Raw genomic sequence first — 25,963 nt, 5'->3', positions numbered from 1 at the left:
TCGATTTGGAACTACCCATGGCGTGATCTGATTTTTTCGCGATAAACCTCAATTCTCAGCTTAGAAGGTGTTACCCAAGCCGGCCTTCGCTGCGCAGCGCAGCAATACGCCGATCTTTTTCGGCCCACAGCAAGTTGACCCAGTCCTGGACGTGCTGGCGAAACACGGGGTCGTTCTCGTAATCGCCCTGCCATAGCGTCGGGTCCAGTTCGCGGGTCTGGATGTCGATGATGACCTTGGGCACCGCCCCGCTGATCAAGTCCCAAAAACCTGGAATCCGCTCTTGCGGGTAGACCACTGTTACGTCCAGCACCGCGTCCAGTTGCTCGCCCATCGCCGCCAGCACGAATGCCACCCCGCCGGCCTTGGGCTTGAGCAGGTGAGCGAAGGGCGATTGCTGCGCCTGGCTTTTGGCCGTTGTGTAACGCGTGCCTTCAAGGTAGTTCACCACAGTGACCGGTTGGCGCTTGAACAGCTCACAGGCGGCCTTGGTGATTTCCAGATCGCGACCAGCCAGTTCCGGGTTCTTCGCCAGGAAGGCCTTGGTGTAGCGTTTCATGAAGGGGTAATCCAGCGCCCACCAGGCCAAGCCAAGGAAGGGCACCCAGATCAGTTCCTTCTTGAGGAAAAACTTGAAAAAAGGCGTGCGCCGGTTGAGGGCCTGGACCAGGGCGGGGATGTCCACCCAGGATTGGTGGTTGCTGATCACCAGGTAGGAGGTGTCGCCGCGCAGGCCTTCGCCACCGCGAATGTCCCAGCGAGTGGGGATGCACAGGGCAAAGATCAGTTTGTCGATTTCAGCCCAGGTCTCGGCGATCCACATGACCGCCAACGAGGCGTAGTCGCGAAAACGCCCGGGCAGGACCAGTTTCAAGAGCGCAAATACCATGAGCGGTCCGAACAGCACCAAGGTGTTGAGCAGCAGCAACAGGGTGACGAGACAGCCGGTGAGCAGGCGGCGCATAGATGACTCTTGCAAACGGGTGGGCGGGCCATGATAAGCAGCTTCGAGCGACAGGCCAAATCGCGATGGACGAATGTTTCACCTTTTGTTCAATGGGCTGGATGTCCCGTAGCCATCCCTGTCGAAGTCAACCGAACGAATTCACCGACCACGGTCTAAAATCCCACTCCCACAATGGAAGCCTCCTACATGAAATCCGTTCTAGCCCTGCTTTCCCTGGTGGCCCTTCCAGTACTGGCCGCCGAACCCACCTTGTACGGGCGCTATGAATACATAGCGCTGCCGGAAATGGGCGGCGAAGTGCTCAAGGCGAAAATGGACACCGGTGCGCTGACCGCTTCGCTGTCGGCCAAGGACATCGAGACGTTTACCCGTGACGGCGATGACTGGGTACGGTTTCGCCTGGCAACCAAAGACGCGAGCAACAAGATCTATGAGCATAAGATTGCCCGCATCAGCAAGATCAAGACCCGTTCCGAAGAGGACGAGGACGACGATGAAAAGATCGCCCCGAGTAAACGTCCGGTGGTGGAACTGGAAATGTGCCTGGGTAACGTCAAGCGCACCGTCGAGGTCAACCTGACCGACCGCAGCAGCTTCAACTACCCGCTACTGATCGGCGCCAAGGCCTTGCGCGAATTCAAAGCGGCGGTCAACCCGGCACGGCGGTTTACAGCGGATAAACCGGACTGTTGATTTGCGCGATTGACGTGCCCCGAGGCTTGGGGCACCGTTCCGGCAACTTTCCTGTCGGGCTCGGACGCCATGCCTCATATTCTGATTGTCGAAGACGAAGCCGCCATTGCCGATACGCTGGTGTTTGCCCTGCAGGGCGAAGGCTTTGACACCACTTGGCTGAGCCTTGGCGCAGCTGCCCTCGAGCACCAGAAAAACACGCCGGCGGACCTGATCATTCTCGATGTAGGCCTGCCGGATATCAGTGGTTTTGAGACGTGTAAGAATCTCAGACGTTTCAGCGACGTCCCGGTCATCTTTCTTACAGCTCGGGACGGCGAGATTGATCGGGTGGTGGGCTTGGAGATTGGTGCCGACGACTACGTGGTCAAACCCTTCAGCCCTCGGGAAGTGGCCGCCAGGGTCCGCGCCATCCTCAAGCGAGTGGCGCCGCGACCGATCGCCGAAACGGGGACAGCGTTGTTCCAGGTCGACCCTGATCGCGTGCAGATCAACTATCGCGGCAAACCGCTGAACCTCACGCGCCACGAGTTTCGCTTGTTGCACTGTTTGCTGGACCAGCCCGAACGGGTCTTCAGCCGCGAACAGTTGCTCGATGCCCTGGGCGTGGCCAGCGACGCCGGTTACGAGCGCACGATCGACAGTCATATCAAGAGCCTGCGTGCCAAACTGCGCCTGGTCCGGGCCGAGGCCGAGCCGATCCAGACTCATCGGGGGCTCGGCTACAGCTACAGCCCGGGGCACAGCTGATGTCACTGGGCATTCGTATCTTCCTTGCCTATGTGTTGTTTATTGGCTTGGCCGGGTATTTCGTGCTCAACACGGTCATGGAGGAAATCCGCCCCGGTGTGCGCCAGTCCACCGAGGAAACCCTGGTGGACACGGCCAACCTGATGGCTGAGATCCTGCGGGACGATTTCAAGGCCGGAACGCTTAGCCAGAACCGCTGGCCGCAACTGCTCAAATCCTATGGTGAGCGCCAGCCGGCCGCGACAATCTGGGGGCTGCCGAAAAACCAGGTCAGCCACCGCATCTACGTCACCGACGCCAAAGGCATCGTGGTGCTCGATTCCAGCGGCGCGGCAGTGGGGCAGGACTATTCGCGCTGGAACGACGTCTACCTGACGCTGCGCGGTCACTATGGCGCCCGTTCGACCCGCAGCGATCCGGATGACCCGGCGTCTTCGGTGATGCACGTCGGGGCGCCGATCCGTGACAACGGCCGGATCATAGGCGTGGTGACGGTGGCCAAGCCCAATAGCTCCTTGCAGCCTTACGTCGACCGCACGGAACGGCGTTTGCTCGCCTACGGCGCCGGTCTGATCGGCCTTGGCCTGTTGCTCGGCGCCTTGCTGTCGTGGTGGCTCAGCGCGGCATTGCGGCGCTTGACGGCTTATGCCCAGGCGGTCAGCCAGGGCCGTCGGGTGGAGGTGCCGCACTATCGCGGCGGCGAGTTCGAACAATTGGCGGGGGCGGTGGAGCATATGCGCACCCAGCTTGAAGGCAAGGCGTATGTCGAGCGATACGTACATACCCTGACCCATGAACTCAAGAGTCCGCTGGCGGCGATTCGCGGCGCCGCCGAGCTGCTGCAGAGCGACATGCCGGCCGCCCAGCACCAGCGTTTCGTCAGCAACATCGACAGCGAAAGCGTGCGGATGCAGCAGTTGATCGAGCGTTTGCTCAACCTGGCCCAGGTCGAGCAGCGGCAAGGCCTGGAGGAAGTGGTAGCGGTGCCGGTGGCGGCGTTGATGGAGGAGCTGCTGGAAGCACGCGGCGGCTGGATCGAAAACCGGCATTTGCGCATCGAGCGGCACATGGCGCCTGACCTGACGTTGACGGGGGAGGCGTTCTTGCTGCGCCAGGCTCTGGGCAACCTGCTGGAAAACGCCTTGGACTTCACGCCCGCCGAAGGCCTGCTGCGGATCAGCGCCGAGCGCATCGGCACCTGTGTCGAAATCCGCCTGTTCAACCAGGCTGAACCGATTCCCGACTATGCGCTGCCTCGTTTGAGCGAGCGTTTTTACTCGTTGCCTCGCCCGGGTACTGGTCGCAAGAGCACGGGCCTGGGGCTGAACTTCGTCGAGGAAGTGGTGCAGTTGCATGGCGGGGCGTTCGGTATCGGCAATGTCGAGGGCGGGGTGGAGGTGGTGCTGCGGTTGCCCTGAGACCACGTTCTTGGCAATGAAATACAGTTGTGGCGAGGGAGCTTGCTCCCGCTGGGCTGCGTAGCGGCCCCGTTTGCGACTGCTTCGCAGCCGAGCGGGAGCAAGCTCCCTCGCCACAGGTTTCTCTTTGGGTCGGATAACTTCTACTCTCCACACAATCTCCACATTCCACCCATAAACCTCCCACACAGGCACGCCAGACTCTCCCTCATTCGAACAGGGAGAGCCTCACATGAACCGCAGTCTCGCTATAAAACTGGGCATGATTGCCCTCTTGATCCTCTTGCTGATGATTCCGTTGTTGATGATCAGCGGCCTTATCGATGAGCGCCAAGAGCTGCGCGACGGGGTGCTGCAGGACATCGCCCGCAGTTCCAGCCACAGCCAGCAACTGATCGGGCCGATGATCGTCGTCCCGTTTCGCAAGGACGTGAAAGTCTGGAGTACCAACGAAAAGACGGGCGTGCGTTTCCTGGAGACCGTCGAACGAAGTGGTGAGTTGTACTTTTTGCCGGAGCAATTCGAACTCGACGGCCAGGTGCGCACCGAAACCCGCGCCCGGGGTATCTACGAGGCGCGCTTGTTTCATGCTGACAATCGGATCGATGGGCGCTTCAAGGTGCCGGAGCGTTATGGCGTCGCCGCGAAGGATTTCGCCGACTATCGCTTTGACGAGCCGTACCTGAGCGTCGGTATCAGCGACATTCGCGGCATCGAGAATGCCTTGACCCTGACGCTGAACCAGCAAACCGTCGACTTCCTTCCCGGCTCGCGGCTTGGCTGGCTTGGGCAAGGCGTGCATGTACCGCTGCCCATGATCACCGCCCAAGGCAGCCCCGAGCTGACCTTCGGTTTCGACCTGCGCCTGCAAGGTACCGGTGAATTGCAGATCCTGCCGGTGGGCAAGTCCACCAAGGTGCACCTCTCCGCCGACTGGCCGCACCCCAGCTTTATCGGCAACTACCTGCCGGTCGATCGCGAGGTCAACGAGCAGGGCTTCAGTGCCGATTGGCAGACCTCGTTTTTCTCCACCAACCTCTTGGAAACATTGCAGGCATGCGAGCCCAGCGATGGCTGCGAAGCATTCCGCAGCCGTGCATTCGGCGTGAGTTTCGTCGATCCGGTGGACCAATACCTCAAGAGCGATCGGGCGATCAAATACGCGCTGCTGTTCATTGCGCTGACGTTCGCCGGGTTCTTCCTCTTCGAAGTGCTCAAGAGCCTGGCGGTGCACCCGGTCCAATACGCACTGGTGGGCGTGGCCCTGGCCTTCTTCTATCTATTGCTGTTGTCGCTTTCGGAACACATAGGCTTCACCCTGGCGTACCTGGTCTCGGCCAGTGCCTGCGTGGTGTTGATCGGCTTTTATGTCTGCCATGTGCTGCGCAGCGTCAGCCACGGCCTGGGTTTTTCAGCCGGGTTGGCGGGGTTGTACGGTTTGCTCTATGGGTTGCTAAGCGCTGAAGACTACGCGCTGTTGATGGGCTCGCTGCTGCTGTTCGGCCTGCTCGGTGTGTTCATGGTGTTGACCCGCAAGTTGGACTGGTACGGCGTGGGCGCGAAGCCTGTTGCGGCGATGAGCTTCGATCTGGGAGAGGTGAAATGAGTCGGTCGCTGGGGTTGCGGGAGGATCAGTGGTTGGGAGAGCTGCTGGTGAAGCGAATTGCTGGGTTGTTTCCGATGGATCCGGAGCGCGGCCTTCGCGAGCAGGCTCGCTCCCAAAGGGACCACACGATCAATGGGGGGCGAGCCTGCTGGCGAAAAAGTCGTGATATTCAGTAAAAATTAAACCCTGGGCACCGTCTCGAGCATCGAAGGCCGCAAGCTCACCTCGGCAAACCACGCCGCCAGCTGGGGATTGGACTTGCGCCATTCCAGGTCCGGATGGCGCAGGTCCAGGTAACCCAGGGCGCAGGCGACGCTGATGGAGGCGATGTCGAAATGACAGGCCAGTTCGGCAATCGCCTCGGCTTCGAGCAGGGCCACGGCACGGCGAATCTTGTCCCGTTGCGCATCGAGCCATTCGGCCCAGTGTTTTTCCGTGGGGCGCAGCGCGGTCTCGTAGCGGATCATCACCGCCGCGTCCATGATCCCGTCGGCCAGGGAGGCCAAGGTCAAGCGCCGCCAGCGGGCCGCGCCCTCGCGGGGGATCAGCGGGTTGCCGACATGCTGGTGATCGAGGTAATCAAGGATGACGCGGCTGTCGTGGATCACCGTCCCGTTGGCCAGGCGCAGGGCCGGGATCTTGCTCAACGGGTTTTCTTCGATCAGCGCCCGGTCGGGCTTGACCGGCGTGAGTTGACTCAACTGCAACGCCACACGGTCCTGCTGGCCGGTTTCGTGCAGCAGCACCAGCACCTTGCGGACGAAGGGGGACGCGGGGTTGTGGAACAAGGTCATGCTGGGGCTGGACATGCAGAGATCCTCGATGGGGCGGGCTGGGGCTTAGCCTAGACAGTTGCACGGCGGCTGGCGAGTATCGATTGCTCCCACAGGTTTATTGCGCGCTGGAATTATCGGCGCTTGAACAAACCCCAGGTCCCCAGCACCGTCGGTACGCCCAAGCCCACCCAACTCACCGCATCCCACGCGCCATCGCCCAACAATGCTGAAAACAGCCCCGCCGCGCTCAAAGCGCCGATGACCACGGGGATACCAAACACCTTCCAGAAATTAGACTGCCGAGGCCTCACGCTTCGACCTCCGCGCCGACGATTGCGCGCTTGGCGGTCTTGCGCCGAACCACCCACAGATAAACACCACTGCCCAGGACGATGATGGTCAGGATGTCCAGGGTCGCCCAGAAGATCTGCATTGGCCGGCCACCGTAGTCGCCGAAATGCAAGGGCAGGGACAGGCTCATCATGTCCATGTACCAGGGCCGTTCGGCCACGGCGGTGACGTCCAGGGTGCTGGCGTCGATCAGTACAGGCGTCAGCAGATGAGAGGTCAGGTGAGTGCTGCCTTTCATGAACACGCTGTAATGGTGCTCGCTGGAAAACAGCGTGCCGGGGAAGGCGATGAAGCTCGGCTCCATGCCGGGAGCGACATCCTTGGCAATGTCCAGCAAGCGGGTTGCCGGGGCCAGCTCGGTCAATGGTGGCGCGTTGCGATAGGGCTCGACCATGGCGCTGAGGCTATCGTTGCGCCATGCGGCAATGATCAGGTCGGCGCAGGCGGCGATCACGCCAGTCACGCCGACGGTCAGCGCCCAGACCAGGGTGACCACACCGATCAGGTTGTGCAGGTCGAGCCAGCGCAGGCGCGTGGATTTGTCCTGGCGCACCGTGGCGAACTTCAAGCGGCGCATGAATGGCAAATACAGCACCACGCCGGAGACGATGGCGATCACGAACAGCAAACCCATGAACGCCAGCAGCAACTTGCCCGGCAAACCGGCGAACATGTCCACGTGCAGGCGCAGCATGACCATCATGAAACCGCCGTTGGCCGAGGGCATTTCCAGGGCTTCGCCCGTGCGTGCATCGAGCATGAACGTGTGGGAGGAGTTGGGTTCGGTGCCCGGCGTCGGCGCCATGATGGTGATGATGCCGTTGGGGTCGTCCTCGTCCCAGCCAAAATACTGGACCACCTCGCCCGGACGATGGGCCTTGGCTTTTTCCACCAGTTGTTGCAGGTCCAGCGGCGGCGTGCCGGCCGGCATCTCCCGCAGCTCTGGCGCATCGCCCAACAGGTGCTCGATCTCATGATGGAAAATCAACGGCAACCCGGTGATTGCCAACATCAGCAGGAACACCGTGCAGATCAGGCTGGTCCAGGTGTGGACGGAGGACCAGCGGCGGATGGTTTTGCTTTTCATGATCGATCCGAATGCTGAAGGGCGACGATGCTTGAGGTCGTTCAGCCAACCGTGAAACCTACGGGAGCGAGCTTGTGTGGGAGCGAGCAAGCTCGCTCCCACAAAAACTCGTCCCACAGGCATTTCATCTGACTGATTGAGCTCAGTTGCAGGTGCCCTCAAAGAGGTTTGCGCAAATGCTAACCGTTTACCATTTGTAATTCACGCTGGCGACGACGTTGCGTTGGTCGCCGTAGTAGCAATAGAAACCATCGCAGGTGGACAGGTAGTCCTTGTTGAAGATGTTTTTCGCGTCCACTGCCACCGTGACGCCCTTGAGCGTCTTGTTCAAACGGCCCAGGTCGTAGCGGGCCGAGGCGTCGTACACCGTGTAGGAGCCGACGTGACCCCAATCGGTGTTGGTGGTGTTGCCATAGGTGTCGCCGACATAACGCACGCCAGCCCCCACGCCGAACCCGTCCAGAGGGCCGTTATGCCAGGTGTAGTCGGCCCATGCGGTGGCCTGGTTACGCGGTACCTGGGCCATGCGCTTGCCTTCTTCGGCCGCGGCGCCCTTGGTGATTTCGCTGTCGTTGTAGGTGTAGGAACCGACCAGTTTCAGGTTGTCGGTGACGTCGCCGGACGCTTCCAGTTCCAGGCCACGCACGCGGACCTCGCCCACCTGCCGGGTGATGTTGTTCTCCGTGACGGAGTTGTTTTGCTGAGTCAGGTCGAACACCGCGGCGGTCAACAGGGTTTTGGTACCCGGTGGCTGATATTTGATGCCGACTTCGTACTGCTCGCCTTCAGTTGGTTTGAACGAGTCAGTGCTGTTGACGGCTGAGCCCGCCACGGCCTGGAACGACTGGGCGAAGGAAACGTACGGTGTCACGCCGTTATCGAACACATAGCTCAATGCGGCGTTGCCGCTGAATTTCTTGTCGCGCTGGGTGTTGGTCGCGTCGTTCTGGTTGTGGAAAACGGTGCCGGTGTGAATCCAGTCCTCACGGCCGCCAAGGGTCAGGCGCCAGTTGTCCAGAGCGATCTGGTCTTGGATGTACAGGCCAGTCTGGTGGGTTTTTTGGTTGTAGTGGTACATGTCGAAATACTGGACGTTGGAGAAGTCCTGTCCGTAAGTCGGGTTGTTGACGTTGCTGGTGGGCACACCACCAGAACCCCAGCGCCAGCGAGCGTTGCTATTGGAGCGCTGGTGGTCCAGGCCCAACAGCAGCGTGTGGCTCAAGGCTGCGGTCTGGAAATCGGCCTGGAAATTGTTATCCACGGCGTATTGGCTGATGTCTTCATCAACAATACTGGCGCTGCGCCTGACGGTGCCATCGGCGCTCACGGATTCGTCCGGGCCATCTGGGAAAAAAGCCCCACCGGCGGAGATGCCCTGAAATTCCAGATCGCTCTTGGTATAGCGCAGATTCTGGCGGAACTGCCAGGTGTCGTTCAGGCGATGCTCGAAGTTGTAGCCCAGCGCATAGTAGGTGCGATCGTAGAACTCCCAGTCCGGATCACCCAGGTTCTTGTGATGAGAAATCTTGCCCGCCGGCGAGGCCAGCTTTGTGCCTTGCAGCGGCAGGAATTGCCCAGTGATACCGGTGTCATCGCGGGTGTATTGCGACAGGAAGGTCAGGCGAGTGTCGTCGTTGATATTCCACGTCAGGCTTGGAGCAATGTTGTAGCGTTTGTCCGGGATGTGGTCGACCTGGGAGTTGCTGTCGCGCACCGTGCCGCTGAGTCGGTACAGGAACTGGCCTTCGTCATCGACTTTGCCAGTGCTGTCGAAGTTGATCTGCTTGTGCTCGTAGCTGCCGGCCTGCAATTGGACTTCATTGCTGCTTTCAGCCTGTGGGCGGCGGCTGACCATGTCGAGCATGCCGCCGGGGGGCGTCTGGCCGTAGACCGAGGAAGCAGGGCCGCGAAGCACTGCGATGCGCTCAAGGTTCCAGGGTTCGATTTTCGTCGTGATGTAGTTGCCCTTGGGCAGCGGCAGGCCATCGAGGAATTGCGTTGGCACGAAACCGCGCACCAATAGCCAATCGTTACGCGAGTCCGAACCGTAGCCGCTGCTCTGCACGCCGGCGGTGTAGCGCAGCGCGTCATTGAGGTTGAGGACGGAGCGGTCTTCCATCTGCTGGCGCGTGACCACCGAGACCGAGCGTGGCAGCTCGACTATCGGGGTATCGGTCTTGGTGCCGGCGGCGGTGCGGGTCACAGCGTAGCCCTCGCTAGGCCCCCACGCCGTTTCGCTGATTCCCGCGCCGATCACGCTGGTTTCCGGCAGCACCATGACGCCTTCGGGCACGGCCACCAGGCTGTAAGTGCCGGCGCTGCTTTGTTCCAGTTGCAGGCCGGTACCGCGCAAGGCCTCGCGCAAGGCGCCGGTGGCGTCGAATTGGCCTTGGACCGGGGCCGAGGTCTTGCCCGACGCCAATGACGGGTTCAGGCTCAAGGCGAGACCGGCCTGGCTGGCGATCTGATTCAGGGTGCTGGCCAATGGCGCCGCGGGCAGATTGTAGGCACGAACGCCAGATGCCTGTTCGGCGGCGACCAACGGGCCGCAGGCCAACGGGGTGCTCAAGGCAATGGCAACGGCCAACAGACTGGGGCGCAACAGGGTCTCAAACGGACGGGACATACGGCGGCTCCTGAATGGAAATATTTCTCAATTGCCTGTGTGCCGGATGAAAGTCGAAAAGTGATAGGGCTGGATGAAATAATTTAGATTCAGATTGCGGCCGGTGGCTTTGGGGTGGGGCCAATGGCCTCATCGCGAGCAAGCTCGCTCCCACATGGGACTGAAGTGCAAACCCCTGTGGGAGCGAGCTTGCTCGCGATGAGGCCATCACTGGCAACAATACGCTTCAGCGCTTGGCTTCAGCCCTAGGCCCCACCACCACCCACCAACGCGTGTGATGCTCGACCTGCACCGGCAGGGTCGGCAGCAGGGCGGTCAGGGCCAGGTCGGTGTCGTGCAGCGGAAAGCTGCCGGTGATGCGCAAGTCCGCCACCTGGGGCTCGACGCCGAGATATCCACGCCGGTAACGCCCCAGCTCCCGGATCAAATCTTCAAGGCGCGCGTTGTCCACCACCAGCATCCCGCGGGTCCAGGCATCGGCCCCCGCGTTCAAGGCCACGGCCGGCCCGAGGCCATCCCGGTGCATCAGCACTTGCTGGCCTTCGCGCAGGATCTGTTCTCCTTCGCTGCGCTGCGGGTGCGCCGCCACCGCCGATTTCAACACACTCAAGCGTGTGCCCTGGTCTTCGAGCTTGACCAGAAAACGCGTGCCCAAGGCGCGCATGCTGCCTTCGCGAGTCTCGACGATGAACGGCCGCGGATCGTTGTGGCCGGTCTCCACGAGAATCTCGCCTTCCTGCAAAACGATAAGCCGCTGCTTGTCGTCGAAACGTACATCCAGCGCACTGTGGGTATTGAGGTTGACCACCGTGCCGTCCGCCAGGCGCAACGTGCGCTGTTCGCCCGTGGCGGTGCGCTGGTCGGCCAGCCAATAATCCAGCGGCAGGTAACGGTCGCCGGCGAACAGCGCCAGGCCGATGACCGCGACGACACTGGCCAGGCCACTGCCAACCTTGCGCACCCGTCGCCGGATGCTGGCCTTCGATTGCAGCAACGCGGCCCGGGCAGGTCCGCTGGCGATGCTGAAGCGTTGGTCAAGCATGCCGAGCTGTTGCCAGGCGCGGGCGTGCTCTTCATCGGCGGCGTGCCATTGAGCGAATGCTTCCCGCTCTTGGGGACTGCCGCAGCCAGAATCCAGGGACAGCTGCCAGGCAATGGCCGCATCGAGAACGCGCGCCGAGACCGGTTTGCCAAGGGCTGCGGTCATGTCGGCTCACCATAAAGCGCGATGTAGCATTGCCGCATGCCTTGGGCCAGGTATTGCCGTACCCGCGGGACCGAAACGCCAAGGCGCTCGGCGATCTCAGCGTGGCCGAGGCCGTCGAGGCGGTTGTAGAGGAATGCCGCCCGGGCCTTGCTGGATAATTTTCCAAGCAGGCGATCGATATTCTTCAGGTCTTCGAGAATCAGTTGTTGCTCTTCCACCGACGGCTGCTCGCCTTTCGGGACCAGCATCAGTTCGGTCAGATAGGCCTGTTCGAGCGCGGCCCTACGGAAGTAGTCGAACAACAGTCCCTTGGCGATCGCCAGCAGGAACGCGCGCGGCTCGCGGGGCGCCTTCAACTCCTCGCGACCCAGCAAGCGCACAAAGGTGTCCTGGCTCAGGTCCTCGGCCCGTTGCGCACAGGCCACGTTGCGTCGCAGCCACGCCAATAGCCAAGCGCGATGGTCGCGGTATAACGCACCAACCAGATCACTATGAGGACTGGGGACTGACGACACAGAGCATCACCGACGTTTTAAGTAACGAGAATTGTTCGCGATTGTGGCAGAGGCGGGGGAGGGAAAGCAATTGGCGCTGGTCGGAGCCCATAACTCGATACTTTTGTGGGAGCAAGCTTGCTCTCACAAAGCTCCCGAGCGCTCGGGTCTTGGATTAAAGCGAAGGCGCCTGCTGCCGCCGTTTCCATTGTCCCAGGCGTTGCTGCAGGTCGAGCGGGCTATGGATATCCTTCTGGCGGGCGCGGCTGAACAGGATCAGCGCCAGCTCCGCGGTGGCCAGGGCGTCGGCGCTGGCGTTGTGGCGATCGAAGACTTGCAACTTGAACCAGTCGATCCAGTCGTCCAGGCCTCCTTGGCGGATATGAGCCTGTGGGCAAAGCATCGGGGCCAGGTCCGCCACGTCGATGAAGGGATGCTGTAAGCGATAGCCCAGGTATTCCTTTAACGCTCGTCCGAGCATGTGGCTGTCGAAAGGCGCATGAAACGCCAGCAGTGGGCTGTCGCCGACGAACTCCATGAACGCCAGCAGCGCGTCGGCCGGGTCGCTGCCGGCGGCGATGGCGCTTGGCGCCAACCCGTGTATCAACACGCTTGGCCCGAGTTTTTGTTTGTCGCATTGCAACGTCCGCTCGAACTGCTGGCTGAAGTCGATGGCGCCGTCTTCTATCACCACCGCACCGATGGACAACACTTGGTCTTTGTTCAGGTTCAGGCCGGTGGTTTCCAGATCGACCACGACCCAACGCTGTTCCCGCAGGCTGCATTCATTCAGTTGTGCTGCCGCGGGCAGGGCTTCCAGGCGCTGTTGCAAATCCTGCGACAACGTCGGCTGGACCGGACGCAGCCAGGAAAACAGGCTCACAGCTGATACCTCAACGTCAGGCTGCTTTGCAGACGTTGGGCCTGGCGCAGGGATTCGCGCAGGATCCGCCGGTCCAGGTGGTTGAGGCTGTCTGGATCGACGCGGTTGGAGTAGGGAAGGTTCTCCCGGGTCTGCAATTGGTGTTGTTGCATCCGGGTCTGCTGGATGAAGTGATAGGCCTCTTCATAAGCGGCGCCATCAAGCGGCTCGATGACTTCCTTGACCACCAGTTGCCGCAAGCGCTCCAGGGTATTGTTGGCTTCGATGCCATTGGCCAGGGCCAGCAGTCGCGCGCCGTCAACGAAAGGCGTCAGCCCTTGTACCTTTAAGTCGAGGGTGGCTTTTTCGCCGTTCTTGCGGGTCAGCACAAAGTCCCTGAAGCGTCCAACAGGCGGCCGATGGCGAAGAGCGTTTTCGGCCATCATGCGCTGGAACAATCGGTTGTCGGCCACTTGATCGAGAATCTGCTGGCGCAGTTGCTCGCAGCTTTGTTCATCTCCCCAGACCACTCGCAGGTCGAAATAGATGCTTGAGCCCAGCAGGTTCTCCGGCGTCGCTTCGCGGATGAAGGCCGCGAAGCGACGCGCCCATTCCGCGCGGGACAGGCACAGCTCGGGGTTGCCCGCCATGATGTTGCCTTTGCACAAGGTGAAACCGCACAGCGCCAGACTCTGGTTGACCTGTTGGGCGATGGGCAACAGCAGGCCACGGATCTGCGCGGCGTGGGCGGCGTCCCGGGCTTCGAACAGGATGCCGTTGTCCTGGTCGGTATGAAGGGTCTGCTCGCGGCGGCCTTCGCTGCCGAAACACAGCCAACTGAAGGGCACGCCTGGGTCGCCTTTATCGGCCAGGGTCAGTTCGATGACCCGGCACACGGTGTGGTCGTTGAGCAAGGTGATGATATGGGTAATCTGGGTCGATGACGCGCCGTGGGCCAGCATGCGCTCCACCAGTTGGCCAATCTCTCCGCGCAGGGTGACCAGGTTTTCCACACGAGGGGCATTACGAATCGTGCGCGCCAGATGCACCAGGTCGACGCGTTGCAAGGAAAACAGATCCCGTTCCGACACCACGCCACACAGGCGATGCTCCTTGACCAGGCAGACATGGGCAATATGACGCTCGGTCATGGCGATCGCGGCATCGAAGGCGCTGTGCTCCGGTGACAGGAAAAACGGCGCCTGAGTCATGTGCATCGCAATCGACTCGGAAAAATCCCCGGTACCGTCGGCCACGACCTGACGCAGGTCGCGCAGGGTGAAAATGCCTACCGGCGCTTTCTGTTCGTTCACCACGACGATGCTGCCGACTTGTTGCTCATGCATGAGTTTGACGGCTTCGCGCAACGGTGTTTCAGGTGAACAACTGACCGGATGACGCATCGCCAGCTCGCCCAGGCGGGTGTTCAGCGAATATTGCGTGCCCAGCGTCTGGGCAGATTTTTGCTGCACTTGCTGGTTGACCAGGTCGAGCAGGCTGCTGACGCCGCGCAAGGCAAAGTCGCGAAACGGGCCGGACAAGGCAAACAGCTTGATGAACGCCAACTTGTTCAGTTGCAGACAGAACGTATCTTCACCGGCCCGATGCTCGGTGCGGGTAGCGCGCTCACCCAACAGGGCGGCGAGGGGGAAGCATTCGCCCGTGGTGATTTCAAAAGTGGTCTCGGTGCCGCCCTTCGCGGAATGGGGACGCTCGCCCACCACCCGGCCCTGCTTGACGATATAGAAGTGTTCCACCGGGCCGTCGGCCGGCTTGATGATCGTTTCGCCCGGCGCGTAGAAGCGCAGCAGGCATTGCTCCACCAGATAGGCCAGGTGGGCGTTTTCCATCTGGTTGAACGGGGGGAAGCGCTGGAGGAATTGCAACGTCCCCTGAATGTTCTGCAACACGGCGGTTTTCCCTGCCTGGATGAAGGCGTCCGCTTTTTTCATAACCATTGCGCAATCTTTTTCGAATTGTTGTGGTCGGATCTGTTCGCCATGGTCGGCCTCTGGACGTGGAGTGCCCATTGGACGTAAGTCTAGGTCGCCACGATAGAGCCGGAACTACGGAAATATCCCACGCCTCGCCTCGGAAAATTCTTCAGGGAAGACTCTTGGAAAAAAATCCGACGAAGTGCACATTGAAGCGCCGCAGAACGATGTCTGACCACTGTGCCAAGGGATCGATTCAAGGAACGTAGAGAGCACCATGTCCGACCACGATATTTTGAGTGACGCCGAGCGCGAGGCGCTGAGTGCCGTCATGCTGGAACCCGACCTGCCGCCGCAGCGTGTGTTGATCGTCGACGACGACAAGGACGCCCGCGAGCTGTTGTCGGAAATCCTGGCATTGGACGGCATCCATTGCATGACCGCCGCGAGTGGCGAAACCGCACTCAAGATGCTGGAGACCAAGCCGTCCATCGGCCTTCTGATCACGGACCTTCGCATGGGCAATGTCGATGGCCTTGAACTGGTGCGCCTGGTGCGCGAGTCGGAGCGTGCGGCGCTGCCGATCATCATTGTGTCCGGCGACGCCGACGTGAAGGATGCCATCGAGGCGATGCACTTGAGCGTGGTGGATTTCCTGCTCAAGCCGATCGATACCGACAAGCTGCTGGGGCTGGTCAAGCATGAGTTGGGGATGGATCTCTAGGCCGCTGTACTGGCTGGTTTTTTGTGGCGAGGGCGCTTGCTCCCGCTCGACTGCGCAGCAGTCGCAAGTCCGCAGATTAAGGTTTCAAAATAGCTGAAAAGAAGGGCTGCTGCGCACCCCAGCGGGAGCAAGCGCCCTCGCCACAAAAGCAGTTAGTGATCGCAAATGAAAAAGCCCTGGTCTTTCGGCCAGGGCTTTTTCATTGCTATCTACCGCTCAATCACAGCCCATTGGCGGCCTTGAACTCGCGTCGGCGACGGTGCAGCACCGGCTCGGTGTAGCCGTTTGGTTGCCGGGTGCCTTCGATCACCAGCTCGACCGCCGCCTGGAAGGCGATGTTGCTGTCGAAGTCCGGCGCCAGCGGGCGGTACAGCGGGTCGCTGGCGTTCTGGCGGTCCACGACCGGTGCCATGCGCTTGAGGCTTTCCATCACCTGCTCTTGCGTGACGATGCCGTGGCGCAACCAGTTGGCGATGTGCTGGCTGGAAATGCGCAGCGTCGCGCGGTCTTCCATCAGGCCGATGTCATTGATGTCCGGCACCTTGGAGCAGCCGACACCCTGGTCGATCCAGCGCACCACGTAGCCAAGGATGCCCTGGGCGTTGTTGTCCAGTTCGTGTTTGATCTGCTCTGCCGTCCAGTTCGGGTTGACGGCCAGTGGGATGGTCAGGATGTCGTCCACCGAGGCGCGCGCACGCTTGGCCAGTTCGGCCTGGCGGGCGAACACGTCGACCTTGTGGTAGTGCAGCGCATGCAGCGCGGCGGCGGTCGGCGACGGAACCCAGGCGGTGTTGGCGCCGGCCATCGGGTGAGCGATCTTTTGTTCGAGCATCGCTGCCATCAGGTCCGGCATCGCCCACATGCCCTTGCCGATTTGCGCGCGGCCTTGCAAGCCGGTGCTCAAGCCGATGTCGACGTTCCAGTTTTCATAGGCGCCGATCCACTTCTCGGCCTTCATGTCGGCCTTGCGCACCATCGGGCCGGCTTCCATGGAGGTGTGGATTTCGTCGCCGGTGCGGTCCAGGAAGCCGGTGTTGATGAACACCACGCGCTCGCTGGCAGCCTTGATGCAGGCCTTGAGGTTGACCGTGGTACGGCGCTCCTCGTCCATGATGCCGACCTTGAGCGTGTTGCGCGGCAGGTTCAACACGTCTTCGACGCGGCCGAACAGTTCGTTGGTGAACGCCACTTCTTCCGGGCCATGCATCTTCGGCTTGACGATGTACACCGAACCGGTGCGGCTGTTGCGGCGCGAGGTGTTGCCGTTGAGGCTGTGGATCGCCGCGAGGCTGGTGACCAGCCCGTCGATGATGCCTTCCGGCACTTCGTTGCCGTCCTTGTCCAGGATCGCGTCGATGGTCATCAGGTGACCGACGTTGCGCACGAACAGCAGCGAGCGACCGTGCAGCGTCAAGCCCGAACCGTCGACGGCGGTGTAGGCGCGGTCGGGGTTCATGGTGCGGGTGAAGGTCTGGCCGCCCTTGGCGACTTGCTCGGACAGGTCGCCTTTCATCAAGCCGAGCCAGTTGCGGTAGATCACCACTTTGTCATCGGCATCGACCGCGGCAACCGAGTCTTCGCAGTCCATGATGGTGGTCAGCGCGGCTTCCATCAGGATGTCTTTGACACCGGCGGCGTCGGTTTGGCCGACGGGGGTGCTGGCGTCGATCTGGATCTCGAAGTGCAGGCCGTTGTGTTTCAGCAGCACCGCGCTCGGCACCGAAATATCGCCTTGGAAACCGATCAGTTGGGCGTCGTCGCGCAGGCCGCTGTTGGCGCCGCCCTTGAGGGCCACCACCAGCTTGCCGTCGACGATTTTGTAGGCAGTGGAATCAACATGGGAGCCGGCCGCCAAGGGGGCCGCTTCGTCGAGGAATGCGCGGGCGAAGGCGATGACCTTGTCGCCGCGCACCTTGTTGTAGCCTTTGCCTTTTTCCGCGCCATCGGCTTCGCTGATGGCGTCGGTGCCGTACAACGCGTCGTACAACGAACCCCAGCGGGCGTTCGAGGCGTTGAGGGCGAAGCGGGCGTTCATCACCGGCACTACCAGTTGTGGGCCGGCCATGCGGGCGATTTCGTCATCGACGTTTTGAGTCGTGGCCTGGAAATCCGCCGCTTCTGGCAGCAGGTATCCAATGTCTTGCAGGAAGGCTTTGTAAGCCACGGCGTCGTGGGCCTGGCCGGCACGGGCCTGGTGCCAGGCGTCGATCCGTGCCTGGAAGTCGTCGCGTTTGGCGAGTAGGGCTTTGTTCTTCGGAGCCAGGTCATGGATGACCTTGTCGGCCCCGGCCCAGAATGCGTCGGCGGTGAGGCCGGTTCCGGGAATGGCTTCGTTATTAACGAAGTCGAACAGGACTTTGGCGACCTGCAGGCCACCGACTTGAACGTGTTCAGTCATTGCTTGCCTCACTCTGCTCAGCTATTTCGCTTTTCAGCTCTTCGATTTTGACAATGAAGCCTCGGGACATTTAAACCACAAACCCCTGAACCAGTACATGCCATCGCTGGCGGCTGGGTTGTTAAGCCTTGCTGGACGGGGCTTTCAGGGGTGCGACTGGCCTTAAGCAGACATCGGTACAACAGGATTGCCGCGATTATGTAGTGCTCGCTGGGGAATACTACATGATCATTTGCGCTTGTGAAAATTAGACTAATTGCGTCGTTCTGCGACCGACTAAAGCAGTACAGTCATTGCGCGGCATGGGATGTTCTCAAAAAACAGATGGATTGTTCCAGATAAATCTCAATAACTGTACACATTAACGAAAAATGCCCCGACCGCGCTGTAGGCGGGCCTTGCCTATACTGTCTTCTCCATCCATAACAGGGCTGCGCCATGGACCATCTCGTCATTACTGTTTTCGCCCCGGACAAACCAGGGCAGGTCGAGCGAATCGCCCAATGCATCGCCGAACATGGCGGAAACTGGCTGGACAGCCGCATGTCCCACCTCGCCGGGCAGTTTGCCGGAATCCTGCGTCTCAGCGCCCCGGCCGAGTCCCATGAAGAGTTGATCGAAGCCTTGCAAGGCCTGTCGGCCCATGGCATTCGCGTGCTGATCGCCGAGAACGCGATCGAAGAATCCTGCACCTGGAAACCTATCGCGATGGAATTGGTGGGCAATGACCGTCCGGGTATCGTGCGCGACATCACTCGTCTGCTGAGCGAGCAGGGCGTGAACGTCGAGCGCTTGATCACCCAGGTGCGACCGGCACCGATGAGCAGCGAGTTGCTGTTTCATGCCGAGGCGATCCTTGGGGTGCCGTTGACCTTGTCGCTGGACACGCTGCAGGCATGCCTGGAAACCCTGGCCGATGAATTGATGGTTGAGTTGAAATTCAGCGACGAAACCTGACAGGTGTTATCCAAGGAAAAACTGCGCCTGCCTGTGGATAACCTGTAGAGACCTGGCGCCAGCCCAGGCCCGTCGGGCCTCAGCCAGCGATGATCAAAAAATCACCAGTTTTCAAGGGGTTGTGCACAAACGGCGGGGATCACGTTGTGGATAACCTTTGGAAGGATAAGCGCAGGCCACGCAAAACGTGGCCTGTAGAGGTGTGTGCGTTTTTTGATCAGCTGCGACGGCGCATGCCGATCACGGCATCGATGCTGTACACAGCCAAACCGGCCCAGATGAACAGGAACGCCATCAGCGTGCTGGAGGACAGATGCTCGTCGAACAGCAGCACTGCGAGCAGCAGCACGAGGGTTGGGGCGATGTATTGCAGGAAACCCAGCGTGGTATAGGGCAGGTGTCGCGCCGCCGCGTTGAAGCACACCAATGGCACGAGCGTCACGGGGCCGGCCGCCACCAGCCACCACGCTTCGGATGTGGTCCAGAACGCGGCCTGGGCACTGGTGGCAGTCGGGTTGAACAGCAGCCACGCGATGGCAATCGGCACCAGCATCCATGTTTCCACCACCAGCCCGGGCAAAGCCTTCACTGGTGCTTGCTTACGGATCAAGCCGTAGAAGCCAAAAGTCAGCGCCAGCACCAGCGATACCCACGGCAGGCTGCCCACCTGCCAGACCTGCTGGGCCACGCCAACCGCCGCCAGCCCTACGGCCACCCACTGCATGCGCCGCAGCCGCTCACCCAGGATCAACATGCCCAGCAACACGTTTACCAGCGGATTGATGTAGTAGCCCAGGCTGGCTTCGAGCATTCGACCATTATTCACAGCCCAGACATAGGTCAGCCAATTGGCCGCGATGAGCGTGCCGCTCAGGGCCAGAATAGCCAGGCGACGCGGATTGTCCCGCAACTCGCGCCACCAGCCAGGGTGTTTCCAGACCATCAGCAACGCCCCGCCGAACAAGGCCGACCAGAGTACTCGGTGGATGATGATTTCCACCGATGGGACGCTGGCGATGGCTTTGAAATAAATCGGGAACAGACCCCAGATGATGTAGGCGCTCAGGCCCAGGATGTACCCGCGACGCGGGTTGGCGGCTTGCATGCAGAATCCTTGCTTAGGCAGCTAACAAAAAATTGATTGTAAGGAGATTTGTCTGGTTGTGCAGCGAACCTTTCATTGCCGATCCCACAGGGATTTCCAGTGGCTTTGGAACCCAGCCCAATCAGAACAACTTCAGCGGCTCTTCATTGAGCGCCGCCAATTGCTCGCGCAATGCCAACACCTGGTCGCCCCAATAACGCTCACTGCCAAACCACGGGAAGCTTCGCGGAAACGCCGGATCATCCCAGCGGCGGGCCAGCCAGGCGCTGTAGTGCATCAGGCGCAGGGCACGCAGGGGTTCGATCAGTGCCAGTTCGCGCGGGTCGAAGTCATGGAATTCCTGATAGCCGTCCATTAATTCCGATAGCTGGCCCAGGCACTCCTGGCGATCCCCGGCGAGCATCATCCATAGATCCTGCACGGCCGGGCCCATGCGACAGTCATCCAGGTCGACGATGTGGAACACCTCGTCGCGGCACATCATGTTGCCGGGATGGCAATCGCCATGCATGCGGATGTTCTGATGGGGCGTGGCGGCGTAGACCTCTTCGACACGCTTGAGCAGATCCCTGGCCACCGACTCGTAGGCGGGTAGCAGGCTCGTGGGGACGAAACCACTTTGCAGTACCGTCTCCAGCGAGTCATGGCCGAAGTTCTTCACGCCCAGCGCTTCACGGTGCTCGAACGGGCGGGTGGCTCCGATCGCATGCAAGCGCCCGAGCAGTTGGCCCAGGCGATAGAGCTGATCGAGATTGCCCGGCTCCGGCGCTCGTCCACCTCGACGGGGAAACAGGGTGAAACGAAACCCTGCGTGCTCATGCAGGCTGGCGCCGTTGTGAATCAGCGGTGCCACCACCGGCACTTCGTGATCAGCCAGTTCGAAGGTGAAGCGGTGCTCTTCCAGGATGGCTTCGTTGGTCCAGCGCTGCGGACGATAAAACTTGGCGATCAGCGGTTCTGCATCTTCGATGCCCACTTGATAAACGCGGTTTTCGTAGCTGTTGAGGGCCAGCACCCGGGCATCACTGAGAAAGCCGATGCTTTCGACGGCATCCAGGACCAGGTCGGGCGTGAGGGTTTCAAACGGATGGGACATGCTGACTCCTGCGCAGCGGCAGGGCTGCCGCGTCCGGCCCAGCATGGTAGCGCAAAGCGGTCATGATGGGTCGGTAGGCATTGGGTCGCTCTTCGTGGCGAGGAAGCAAGCTCCCCCGCCAGGAAAGTGTCAGGCGCCGATGACGCCGCCGTCTTCGCGGGTAATCACCATCACCGAAGAGCGTGGCTTGCCGTTGGGCAAATGCTCGGGGAACGTCGAGCCACCGTTTTCGCCTGGATGCTGGATGCCGACGAATATGGCCTTGTAGTCCGGGGCGAAACTGATCCCGGTGACTTCACAGCCCACCGGTCCGACCATGAAGCGGCGAATCTCACCGCTGTTGGGGTCGGCGCACAGCATCTGGTTGTTGCCCATTCCCGCAAAGTCCCCCGTGTTGCTGGAGTCGCCGTCGGTCTGGATCCACAGCCGCCCGCTCTTGTCGAAACCCAGGCCGTCAGGGCTGTTGAACATGTTTTGCGCATTGACGTTGGACGAGCCGGCCTTGGGCGTGCCGGCGTGTACCGTCGGGTTGCCGGCGACCACGAACAGGTCCCAGTCGAAGGTGTTGGCGGCGTGATCGTCGCGGTCGGTGCGCCAGCGCAGGATCTGCCCGTAGACGTTTTTCGCCCGCGGGTTGGGCCCGTCCACCGGCTGGCCGTCTTCGCCGCGCTTGGCGTTGTTGGTCAAGGTGCAATAGACCTGGCCGTCCTTGGGGCTTACCACGATCCACTCTGGGCGGTCCATGCGAGTGGCGCCAACGACGCTGGCGGCCAGTCGCGCATGGATCAGGACTTCGGCCTGGTCATTGAAGCCTTTTGCCGCGTCGAGGCCATTTTTGCCATGGGTCAGCTCGATCCACTGGCCTTTGCCTTTGGGATGGTCCGGATTGCCGTCGCCTGCGTCGAAGCGCGCCACGTACAAGGTGCCGTGGTCGAGCAGGTCGCGGTTGGCCTTGGCATTGCGGTGATCTATACGATCACGGCTAACGAATTTGTAGATGAATTCGCCACGCTCGTCGTCGCCCATGTACACCACCGCGCGACCGTCATCGGTCTGCGCCAGGGCGGCGTTTTCGTGTTTGAAGCGACCCAGGGCGGTGCGTTTCACCGGGGTGGATTTTGGATCGAACGGATCGATTTCCACCACCCAGCCGTGGCGATTGAGTTCGTTGGGGTTCTTCGCCAGATCGAAGCGAGGGTCGTGCAGGTGCCAGTTGATTTCGCGGCTGGTGACGGTAGCGCCGTAGCGCTTTTGACCGTCATCGAATTTCAGGTCGGGCTGGCTGCTGCCGAAGCAGTCGGTGAAGTTTTCTTCGCAGGTCAGGTAAGTGCCCCATGGCGTCATGCCGTTGGCGCAGTTCTGGAAGGTCCCCAGCACATTCTTGCCGCTCTTGTCGGCGAGGGTTTTCACCCAGTCGTGACCGGCAGCCGGGCCGCTCAGGCGAATCGGCGTGTTGCCATGAATCCTGCGGTTGTAGCGCGAGTCCTGGACGAACTGCCATTGGCCTTGACGACGCTCGATCTCGATCACCGACACGCCTTCGCTGGCCTGGGCCTTGTGCACTTCTTCGGCCGACTGCGGTTGGCCGCCGTGGGGGAAGAGGTAGCGGTAGTTGGTGTACTCATTGTTGATCGCCATCAGCGCCCGGTTTTCGTCGCCAGGGAACGGGAACAGGCTCATGCCGTCGTTGTTGTCGCCAAACTGCACTTCCTGGGCGCGGGCGGTGCCGTTGCCGCTGGGGTCGAAAGCCGGGGCGTTTTTCTGTAGCGGCTGGCCCCAACTGATCAACACCGAGGCCTTGTAGCCTGGTGGGAGGGTAATGGTGTCGGTCGTCGCGGCGGCAATGCTGTCGAAGCCCAGCATGCTTTTGTTGCCTTCGCTCACGGCGGCGGCCATGACGCTGCGGCTCAGCAGGTTGCCGCCCAGGAACATCGCCGCGCCGCACAGGGCACCCGCGCCGATGAAACGTCGACGGCTCAGGCCGACGATCTTTTCCAGATCGGTGGATTGGTTTTCTTCTAATAGGCTCATCATCGGGCTCCCTGCTGGTTTTGGCAGCCACCTTAAAGCGGGTCGATGACGATTTTGTTGCAGCGCTTTATAGGGGCGTGCCCAGCAGTACATTTGTCGAAGAAAACCGCACCTGCACCGGCGAATCGCAGGTCAGGTTGCGTTCGCCCAATTGAGACGGGGCGGCGAGGGCGCAAAGGGTCTGACCGTTGGGCAGACCGATACGCACTTCGCTGGGGCCGTCTTCGGCGATGGCGATGTGTTCGATGATGCCGTGGAGCGTATTGGTCGACGGATCCTCCGGCTGATCGGAGGGGTACAGTTCCAGCCAGCCGGCCTTGATCAGCGCGACGACTTCGGTGCCGGTCTCCAGCTCCAACCGCTGCGTACTGTCATGAGTGATCTGCGCTTCAATGACCAGCCCGCGGGCCAGTTCAAGGCGAACACGATCGTTGTGGCCCTGGGCGGTGATATCGAGGACCTTGCCATGCAATTGGTTTCGGGCGCTGGTGCGCAGCATCAGGCGACCGAGCAAGCCCAGGTCGCCTGCGTCCTCGCTCGCTTCCAGAAGCTGCGCCTGCAAGGTTTGCAGGCGCTGGTAAAGACGCAGCACGCGCTGGCCTTCCTCCGACAGCTTTGCACCGCCTCCGCCCTTGCCACCAACGCTGCGCTCGACCAGTGGCCGGTCGGCCAGGTTATTCAACTCATCGATCGCGTCCCATGCCGCTTTGTAGCTCAGCCCGGCGCTCTTGGCAGCCCGGGTGATCGAGCCCTGCTCGGCGATGTGCTGCAACAGCGCGATGCGTTGTGGTCGGCGGACGATGTGTTGGGTCAGGAGCGTAGGCAATGACATGACGGAAACTGCGCGGGAATCGAAGCAAGGACGTTGGCGCCTCGGCGCCCGCGCGTCAAGCCGGGTCGCCGGGTTTCGGCGTGCGAGCCAGGCAATACACATCGACCCGGGCGGCGCCGGCTTCGAGTAGCAGATGCGCAAGCGTCTGGGCCGTCGCGCCTGTGGTGAGCACATCGTCCACCAGCGCCAGGTGACGGTTTGCCAAAGTGGCGTCGGGCGTCAGGGCGAAGGCATGGCGCAGGTTTCGACGTCTTGCCGGGGCATCGAGGGCTTGTTGTGCAGGCGTGTCCTGGATGCGCTGCAACAGGTTTTCTTCGCAAGGGATGTGCAGCGGCCCGCTGAGCCAGCGGGCCAGCAATGTCGCCTGGTTGAACCCGCGTTGGCGCAGTCGACGAGCCGCCAGCGGTACCGGCACCAGCGCATCGGGTCGCTCCAGCCCTTCATCGAAATGATGTTGGACCGACTGCGCCAACAGTTCGCCCAGCAAACGGCCAAGCGGCCACTTGGCCTGATGCTTGAAACGGGTGACCAGCGTGTCCACGGGAAAGTCATAGACCCATGGCGCCACGACCCGTTCGAAGGCCGGCGGTCGCGTGGCGCATTGTCCACAGCGGAGCCCGGCCATCGGCAGCGGAAGCGCACAGACGCTGCATTGATCGCCGAGCCAGGGCAACTCGCTTTCGCACGGCGTGCAGATGGGTTGCGGTGTGTCGGTGGATTCGCCGCACAGCAGACAGGTCTGTTTGTTTTTTAACCAGATGTAAACCGATGTTGTGTGTCGTGGTTGACAGCGCATGACTCTTCCTTAAATATGCCGAACATCCGTGTCGCGCCTGTGGGTATTCGATTTCCCCCAAGCGCCAGCCAAGCATAATCAAGGAAATGCCCATGAGCGCCAGCACCACTGCCAACCTGCGTCATGACTGGTCTTTGGCCGAAGTCAAAGCACTCTTTGTCCAGCCATTCAATGATCTGTTGTTCCAGGCGCAGACCGTGCACCGCGCGCACTTCGACGCCAACCGCGTCCAGGTTTCCACGCTGCTGTCGATCAAAACCGGCGCTTGCCCGGAAGATTGCAAATATTGTCCGCAGTCCGGCCACTACAACACCGGGCTGGAAAAAGAGAAATTGCTCGAAGTGCAGAAGGTCCTCGAAGAGGCGGCGCGCGCCAAGGCCATCGGTTCGACCCGATTCTGCATGGGCGCGGCGTGGAAGCATCCGTCGGCCAAGGACATGCCTTACGTGCTGGAGATGGTCAAGGGCGTGAAGGCAATGGGGCTGGAAACCTGCATGACCCTCGGACGCCTCGACCAGGAGCAGACCGAAGCGCTGGCCCAGGCTGGCCTGGATTACTACAACCACAACCTGGACACCTCGCCTGAGTTCTACGGCAGCATCATCACCACCCGCACCTACAGCGAGCGCCTGCAGACCCTGGCCTATGTACGGGATTCGGGTATGAAAATCTGCTCCGGCGGCATCCTGGGCATGGGCGAATCCCTGGACGACCGTGCCAACCTGCTGATCCAACTGGCAAACCTGCCGGAGCACCCGGAATCGGTGCCGATCAACATGCTGGTCAAGGTCGCCGGCACGCCGCTGGAAAATGCCGAGGACGTCGATCCGTTCGATTTCATCCGCATGCTGGCCGTGGCGCGGATCCTCATGCCTCAATCCCATGTGCGCCTGTCCGCCGGACGCGAAGCGATGAACGAGCAAATGCAAGCCCTGGCGTTTTTTGCTGGTGCGAACTCGATTTTCTACGGCGACAAGCTGCTGACCACCGCCAACCCGCAGGCCGACAAGGACATGCAACTGTTCGCGCGCCTGGGCATCCAGCCGGAAGCCCGCGAAGAACACGCCGATGAAGTCCACCAGGCGGCCATCGAGCAGGCGCTGGTAGAGCACAGGAGCAGCGAGCAGTTTTATAACGCTGCTGTTTGATCGCTCGCCAATTCCCTGATTGGAAGCAGGACACTGTGGGAACGAGCCTGCTCGCGATAGCGATGCAACATTCAACATTCATGTCGACTGGTACACCGCAATCGC

At 61.1% G+C, this 25,963-nt stretch carries 22 protein-coding genes; 7 read left to right on the top strand and 15 right to left on the bottom strand.

Annotated features, from left to right (window positions below; genetic code table 11):
- Window positions 1–70 precede the first annotated feature (70 nt).
- Complete coding sequence (locus J3Q04_RS23255; protein WP_434609142.1) at window positions 71–964, bottom strand: acyltransferase; 894 nt, start codon at window positions 962–964, stop codon at window positions 71–73.
- Window positions 965–1,153: 189 nt separating this feature from the next.
- Here J3Q04_RS23255 and J3Q04_RS23250 point away from each other — a divergent pair, with 189 nt between their 5' ends.
- From J3Q04_RS23250 to creD, 4 genes are all read left to right on the top strand, one after another.
- Window positions 1,154–1,660 carry an ATP-dependent zinc protease family protein gene (locus tag J3Q04_RS23250; protein ID WP_420764927.1) on the top strand — a complete coding sequence of 169 codons (507 nt, stop codon included), beginning with the start codon at window positions 1,154–1,156 and terminating at the stop codon, window positions 1,658–1,660.
- Window positions 1,661–1,729: 69 nt separating this feature from the next.
- Entirely contained in the window at window positions 1,730–2,410 is a 681-nt protein-coding gene (gene creB, locus J3Q04_RS23245) for a two-component system response regulator CreB (protein ID WP_420764926.1), read from the top strand.
- Window positions 2,410–3,828: a two-component system sensor histidine kinase CreC gene (gene creC / locus J3Q04_RS23240; protein ID WP_434609146.1), complete on the top strand. Its 1,419-nt coding sequence runs from the start codon at window positions 2,410–2,412 to the stop codon at window positions 3,826–3,828. Before creB ends, creC begins: the two co-directional genes overlap by 1 nt.
- Window positions 3,829–4,060: 232 nt before the next feature.
- Window positions 4,061–5,434 carry a cell envelope integrity protein CreD gene (gene creD, locus J3Q04_RS23235; protein WP_434609148.1) on the top strand — a complete coding sequence of 458 codons (1,374 nt, stop codon included), beginning with the start codon at window positions 4,061–4,063 and terminating at the stop codon, window positions 5,432–5,434.
- A 179-nt stretch (window positions 5,435–5,613) separates the two neighbouring features.
- On the opposite strand, the gene J3Q04_RS23230 is transcribed toward creD, so the two are convergent.
- From J3Q04_RS23230 to J3Q04_RS23195, 8 genes are all read right to left on the bottom strand, one after another.
- Window positions 5,614–6,243, bottom strand: coding sequence for a glutathione S-transferase (locus tag J3Q04_RS23230; protein WP_434561937.1), 630 nt, complete (start codon window positions 6,241–6,243; stop codon window positions 5,614–5,616).
- Window positions 6,244–6,341: 98 nt separating this feature from the next.
- The gene (locus J3Q04_RS23225) at window positions 6,342–6,521 is read right to left on the bottom strand and encodes a hypothetical protein (protein ID WP_420764922.1); all 180 of its coding nucleotides are present in this window, start codon (window positions 6,519–6,521) and stop codon (window positions 6,342–6,344) included.
- Window positions 6,518–7,648, bottom strand: a complete 1,131-nt coding sequence (locus J3Q04_RS23220) for a PepSY-associated TM helix domain-containing protein (RefSeq protein ID WP_434609151.1) — start codon at window positions 7,646–7,648, stop codon at window positions 6,518–6,520. The genes J3Q04_RS23225 and J3Q04_RS23220 overlap by 4 nt, the downstream gene beginning before the upstream one ends.
- A 187-nt stretch (window positions 7,649–7,835) precedes the next feature.
- Entirely contained in the window at window positions 7,836–10,274 is a 2,439-nt protein-coding gene (locus J3Q04_RS23215; RefSeq protein ID WP_434609153.1) for a TonB-dependent siderophore receptor, read from the bottom strand.
- A 226-nt stretch (window positions 10,275–10,500) separates the two neighbouring features.
- Window positions 10,501–11,481, bottom strand: coding sequence for a FecR domain-containing protein (locus J3Q04_RS23210; RefSeq protein ID WP_434609156.1), 981 nt, complete (start codon window positions 11,479–11,481; stop codon window positions 10,501–10,503).
- Window positions 11,478–11,996, bottom strand: a complete 519-nt coding sequence (locus tag J3Q04_RS23205; RefSeq protein ID WP_420764918.1) for an RNA polymerase sigma factor — start codon at window positions 11,994–11,996, stop codon at window positions 11,478–11,480. Before J3Q04_RS23205 ends, J3Q04_RS23210 begins: the two co-directional genes overlap by 4 nt.
- 154 nt (window positions 11,997–12,150) lie before the next feature.
- Window positions 12,151–12,858: a 3'-5' exonuclease gene (locus J3Q04_RS23200; protein ID WP_434609160.1), complete on the bottom strand. Its 708-nt coding sequence runs from the start codon at window positions 12,856–12,858 to the stop codon at window positions 12,151–12,153.
- On the bottom strand, window positions 12,855–14,789 hold the full coding sequence (locus tag J3Q04_RS23195; RefSeq protein WP_434611501.1) for a putative nucleotidyltransferase substrate binding domain-containing protein: 1,935 nt from the start codon (window positions 14,787–14,789) through the stop codon (window positions 12,855–12,857). Before J3Q04_RS23195 ends, J3Q04_RS23200 begins: the two co-directional genes overlap by 4 nt.
- A 259-nt stretch (window positions 14,790–15,048) precedes the next feature.
- Here J3Q04_RS23195 and J3Q04_RS23190 point away from each other — a divergent pair, with 259 nt between their 5' ends.
- Window positions 15,049–15,495, top strand: a complete 447-nt coding sequence (locus J3Q04_RS23190) for a response regulator (protein WP_060740319.1) — start codon at window positions 15,049–15,051, stop codon at window positions 15,493–15,495.
- 220 nt (window positions 15,496–15,715) lie between these two features.
- Here J3Q04_RS23190 and J3Q04_RS23185 read toward each other — a convergent pair whose 3' ends face one another.
- Window positions 15,716–17,893, bottom strand: a complete 2,178-nt coding sequence (locus J3Q04_RS23185) for a malate synthase G (RefSeq protein ID WP_434609162.1) — start codon at window positions 17,891–17,893, stop codon at window positions 15,716–15,718.
- A 438-nt stretch (window positions 17,894–18,331) separates the two neighbouring features.
- On the opposite strand from J3Q04_RS23185, the gene J3Q04_RS23180 reads away from it, so the two are divergent.
- Entirely contained in the window at window positions 18,332–18,850 is a 519-nt protein-coding gene (locus J3Q04_RS23180) for a glycine cleavage system protein R (RefSeq protein ID WP_420764915.1), read from the top strand.
- A 217-nt stretch (window positions 18,851–19,067) separates the two neighbouring features.
- Here J3Q04_RS23180 and rarD read toward each other — a convergent pair whose 3' ends face one another.
- From rarD to J3Q04_RS23155, 5 genes are all read right to left on the bottom strand, one after another.
- Complete coding sequence (rarD, locus tag J3Q04_RS23175) at window positions 19,068–19,955, bottom strand: EamA family transporter RarD (RefSeq protein ID WP_434609165.1); 888 nt, start codon at window positions 19,953–19,955, stop codon at window positions 19,068–19,070.
- A 121-nt stretch (window positions 19,956–20,076) separates the two neighbouring features.
- Window positions 20,077–21,051, bottom strand: a complete 975-nt coding sequence (locus J3Q04_RS23170) for a serine/threonine protein kinase (RefSeq protein WP_420764913.1) — start codon at window positions 21,049–21,051, stop codon at window positions 20,077–20,079.
- A 129-nt stretch (window positions 21,052–21,180) separates the two neighbouring features.
- Complete coding sequence (locus tag J3Q04_RS23165; RefSeq protein ID WP_434561951.1) at window positions 21,181–23,082, bottom strand: PhoX family protein; 1,902 nt, start codon at window positions 23,080–23,082, stop codon at window positions 21,181–21,183.
- 67 nt (window positions 23,083–23,149) lie between these two features.
- On the bottom strand, window positions 23,150–23,914 hold the full coding sequence (locus J3Q04_RS23160) for a TOBE domain-containing protein (protein WP_434561953.1): 765 nt from the start codon (window positions 23,912–23,914) through the stop codon (window positions 23,150–23,152).
- Between the two features lie 55 nt (window positions 23,915–23,969).
- Window positions 23,970–24,710 carry a double zinc ribbon domain-containing protein gene (locus tag J3Q04_RS23155; RefSeq protein ID WP_434609168.1) on the bottom strand — a complete coding sequence of 247 codons (741 nt, stop codon included), beginning with the start codon at window positions 24,708–24,710 and terminating at the stop codon, window positions 23,970–23,972.
- A 92-nt stretch (window positions 24,711–24,802) separates the two neighbouring features.
- Between J3Q04_RS23155 and bioB the strand changes: the two genes are divergently transcribed.
- Complete coding sequence (gene bioB / locus J3Q04_RS23150) at window positions 24,803–25,858, top strand: biotin synthase BioB (RefSeq protein WP_434609170.1); 1,056 nt, start codon at window positions 24,803–24,805, stop codon at window positions 25,856–25,858.
- Window positions 25,859–25,963 lie beyond the last annotated feature (105 nt).

It is taken from the genome of Pseudomonas sp. D4-21 (genome assembly GCF_051132125.1).
Classification (GTDB): Bacteria; Pseudomonadota; Gammaproteobacteria; order Pseudomonadales; family Pseudomonadaceae; genus Aquipseudomonas.
Note: the sequence above shows the minus strand (reverse complement) of the source record. Positions and strands in the feature narration are given on the sequence as shown.

Bases quoted from the DNA above. Each gene is read 5' to 3' on its own strand.
- creD (WP_434609148.1), top strand. From the start codon at position 4,061: ATGAACCGCAGTCTCGCTATAAAACTGGGCATGATTGCCCTCTTGATC.
- J3Q04_RS23195 (WP_434611501.1), bottom strand. From the start codon at position 14,789: ATGAAAAAAGCGGACGCCTTCATCCAGGCAGGGAAAACCGCCGTGTTG.
- J3Q04_RS23210 (WP_434609156.1), bottom strand. From the start codon at position 11,481: ATGACCGCAGCCCTTGGCAAACCGGTCTCGGCGCGCGTTCTCGATGCG.
- J3Q04_RS23250 (WP_420764927.1), top strand. From the start codon at position 1,154: ATGAAATCCGTTCTAGCCCTGCTTTCCCTGGTGGCCCTTCCAGTACTG.
- bioB (WP_434609170.1), top strand. From the start codon at position 24,803: ATGAGCGCCAGCACCACTGCCAACCTGCGTCATGACTGGTCTTTGGCC.
- J3Q04_RS23165 (WP_434561951.1), bottom strand. From the start codon at position 23,082: ATGAGCCTATTAGAAGAAAACCAATCCACCGATCTGGAAAAGATCGTC.
- J3Q04_RS23160 (WP_434561953.1), bottom strand. From the start codon at position 23,914: ATGTCATTGCCTACGCTCCTGACCCAACACATCGTCCGCCGACCACAA.
- J3Q04_RS23185 (WP_434609162.1), bottom strand. From the start codon at position 17,893: ATGACTGAACACGTTCAAGTCGGTGGCCTGCAGGTCGCCAAAGTCCTG.
- J3Q04_RS23230 (WP_434561937.1), bottom strand. From the start codon at position 6,243: ATGTCCAGCCCCAGCATGACCTTGTTCCACAACCCCGCGTCCCCCTTC.
- J3Q04_RS23170 (WP_420764913.1), bottom strand. From the start codon at position 21,051: ATGTCCCATCCGTTTGAAACCCTCACGCCCGACCTGGTCCTGGATGCC.
- J3Q04_RS23190 (WP_060740319.1), top strand. From the start codon at position 15,049: ATGTCCGACCACGATATTTTGAGTGACGCCGAGCGCGAGGCGCTGAGT.
- creB (WP_420764926.1), top strand. From the start codon at position 1,730: ATGCCTCATATTCTGATTGTCGAAGACGAAGCCGCCATTGCCGATACG.
- J3Q04_RS23155 (WP_434609168.1), bottom strand. From the start codon at position 24,710: ATGCGCTGTCAACCACGACACACAACATCGGTTTACATCTGGTTAAAA.
- creC (WP_434609146.1), top strand. From the start codon at position 2,410: ATGTCACTGGGCATTCGTATCTTCCTTGCCTATGTGTTGTTTATTGGC.
- J3Q04_RS23215 (WP_434609153.1), bottom strand. From the start codon at position 10,274: ATGTCCCGTCCGTTTGAGACCCTGTTGCGCCCCAGTCTGTTGGCCGTT.
- J3Q04_RS23220 (WP_434609151.1), bottom strand. From the start codon at position 7,648: ATGAAAAGCAAAACCATCCGCCGCTGGTCCTCCGTCCACACCTGGACC.
- J3Q04_RS23255 (WP_434609142.1), bottom strand. From the start codon at position 964: ATGCGCCGCCTGCTCACCGGCTGTCTCGTCACCCTGTTGCTGCTGCTC.
- rarD (WP_434609165.1), bottom strand. From the start codon at position 19,955: ATGCAAGCCGCCAACCCGCGTCGCGGGTACATCCTGGGCCTGAGCGCC.
- J3Q04_RS23180 (WP_420764915.1), top strand. From the start codon at position 18,332: ATGGACCATCTCGTCATTACTGTTTTCGCCCCGGACAAACCAGGGCAG.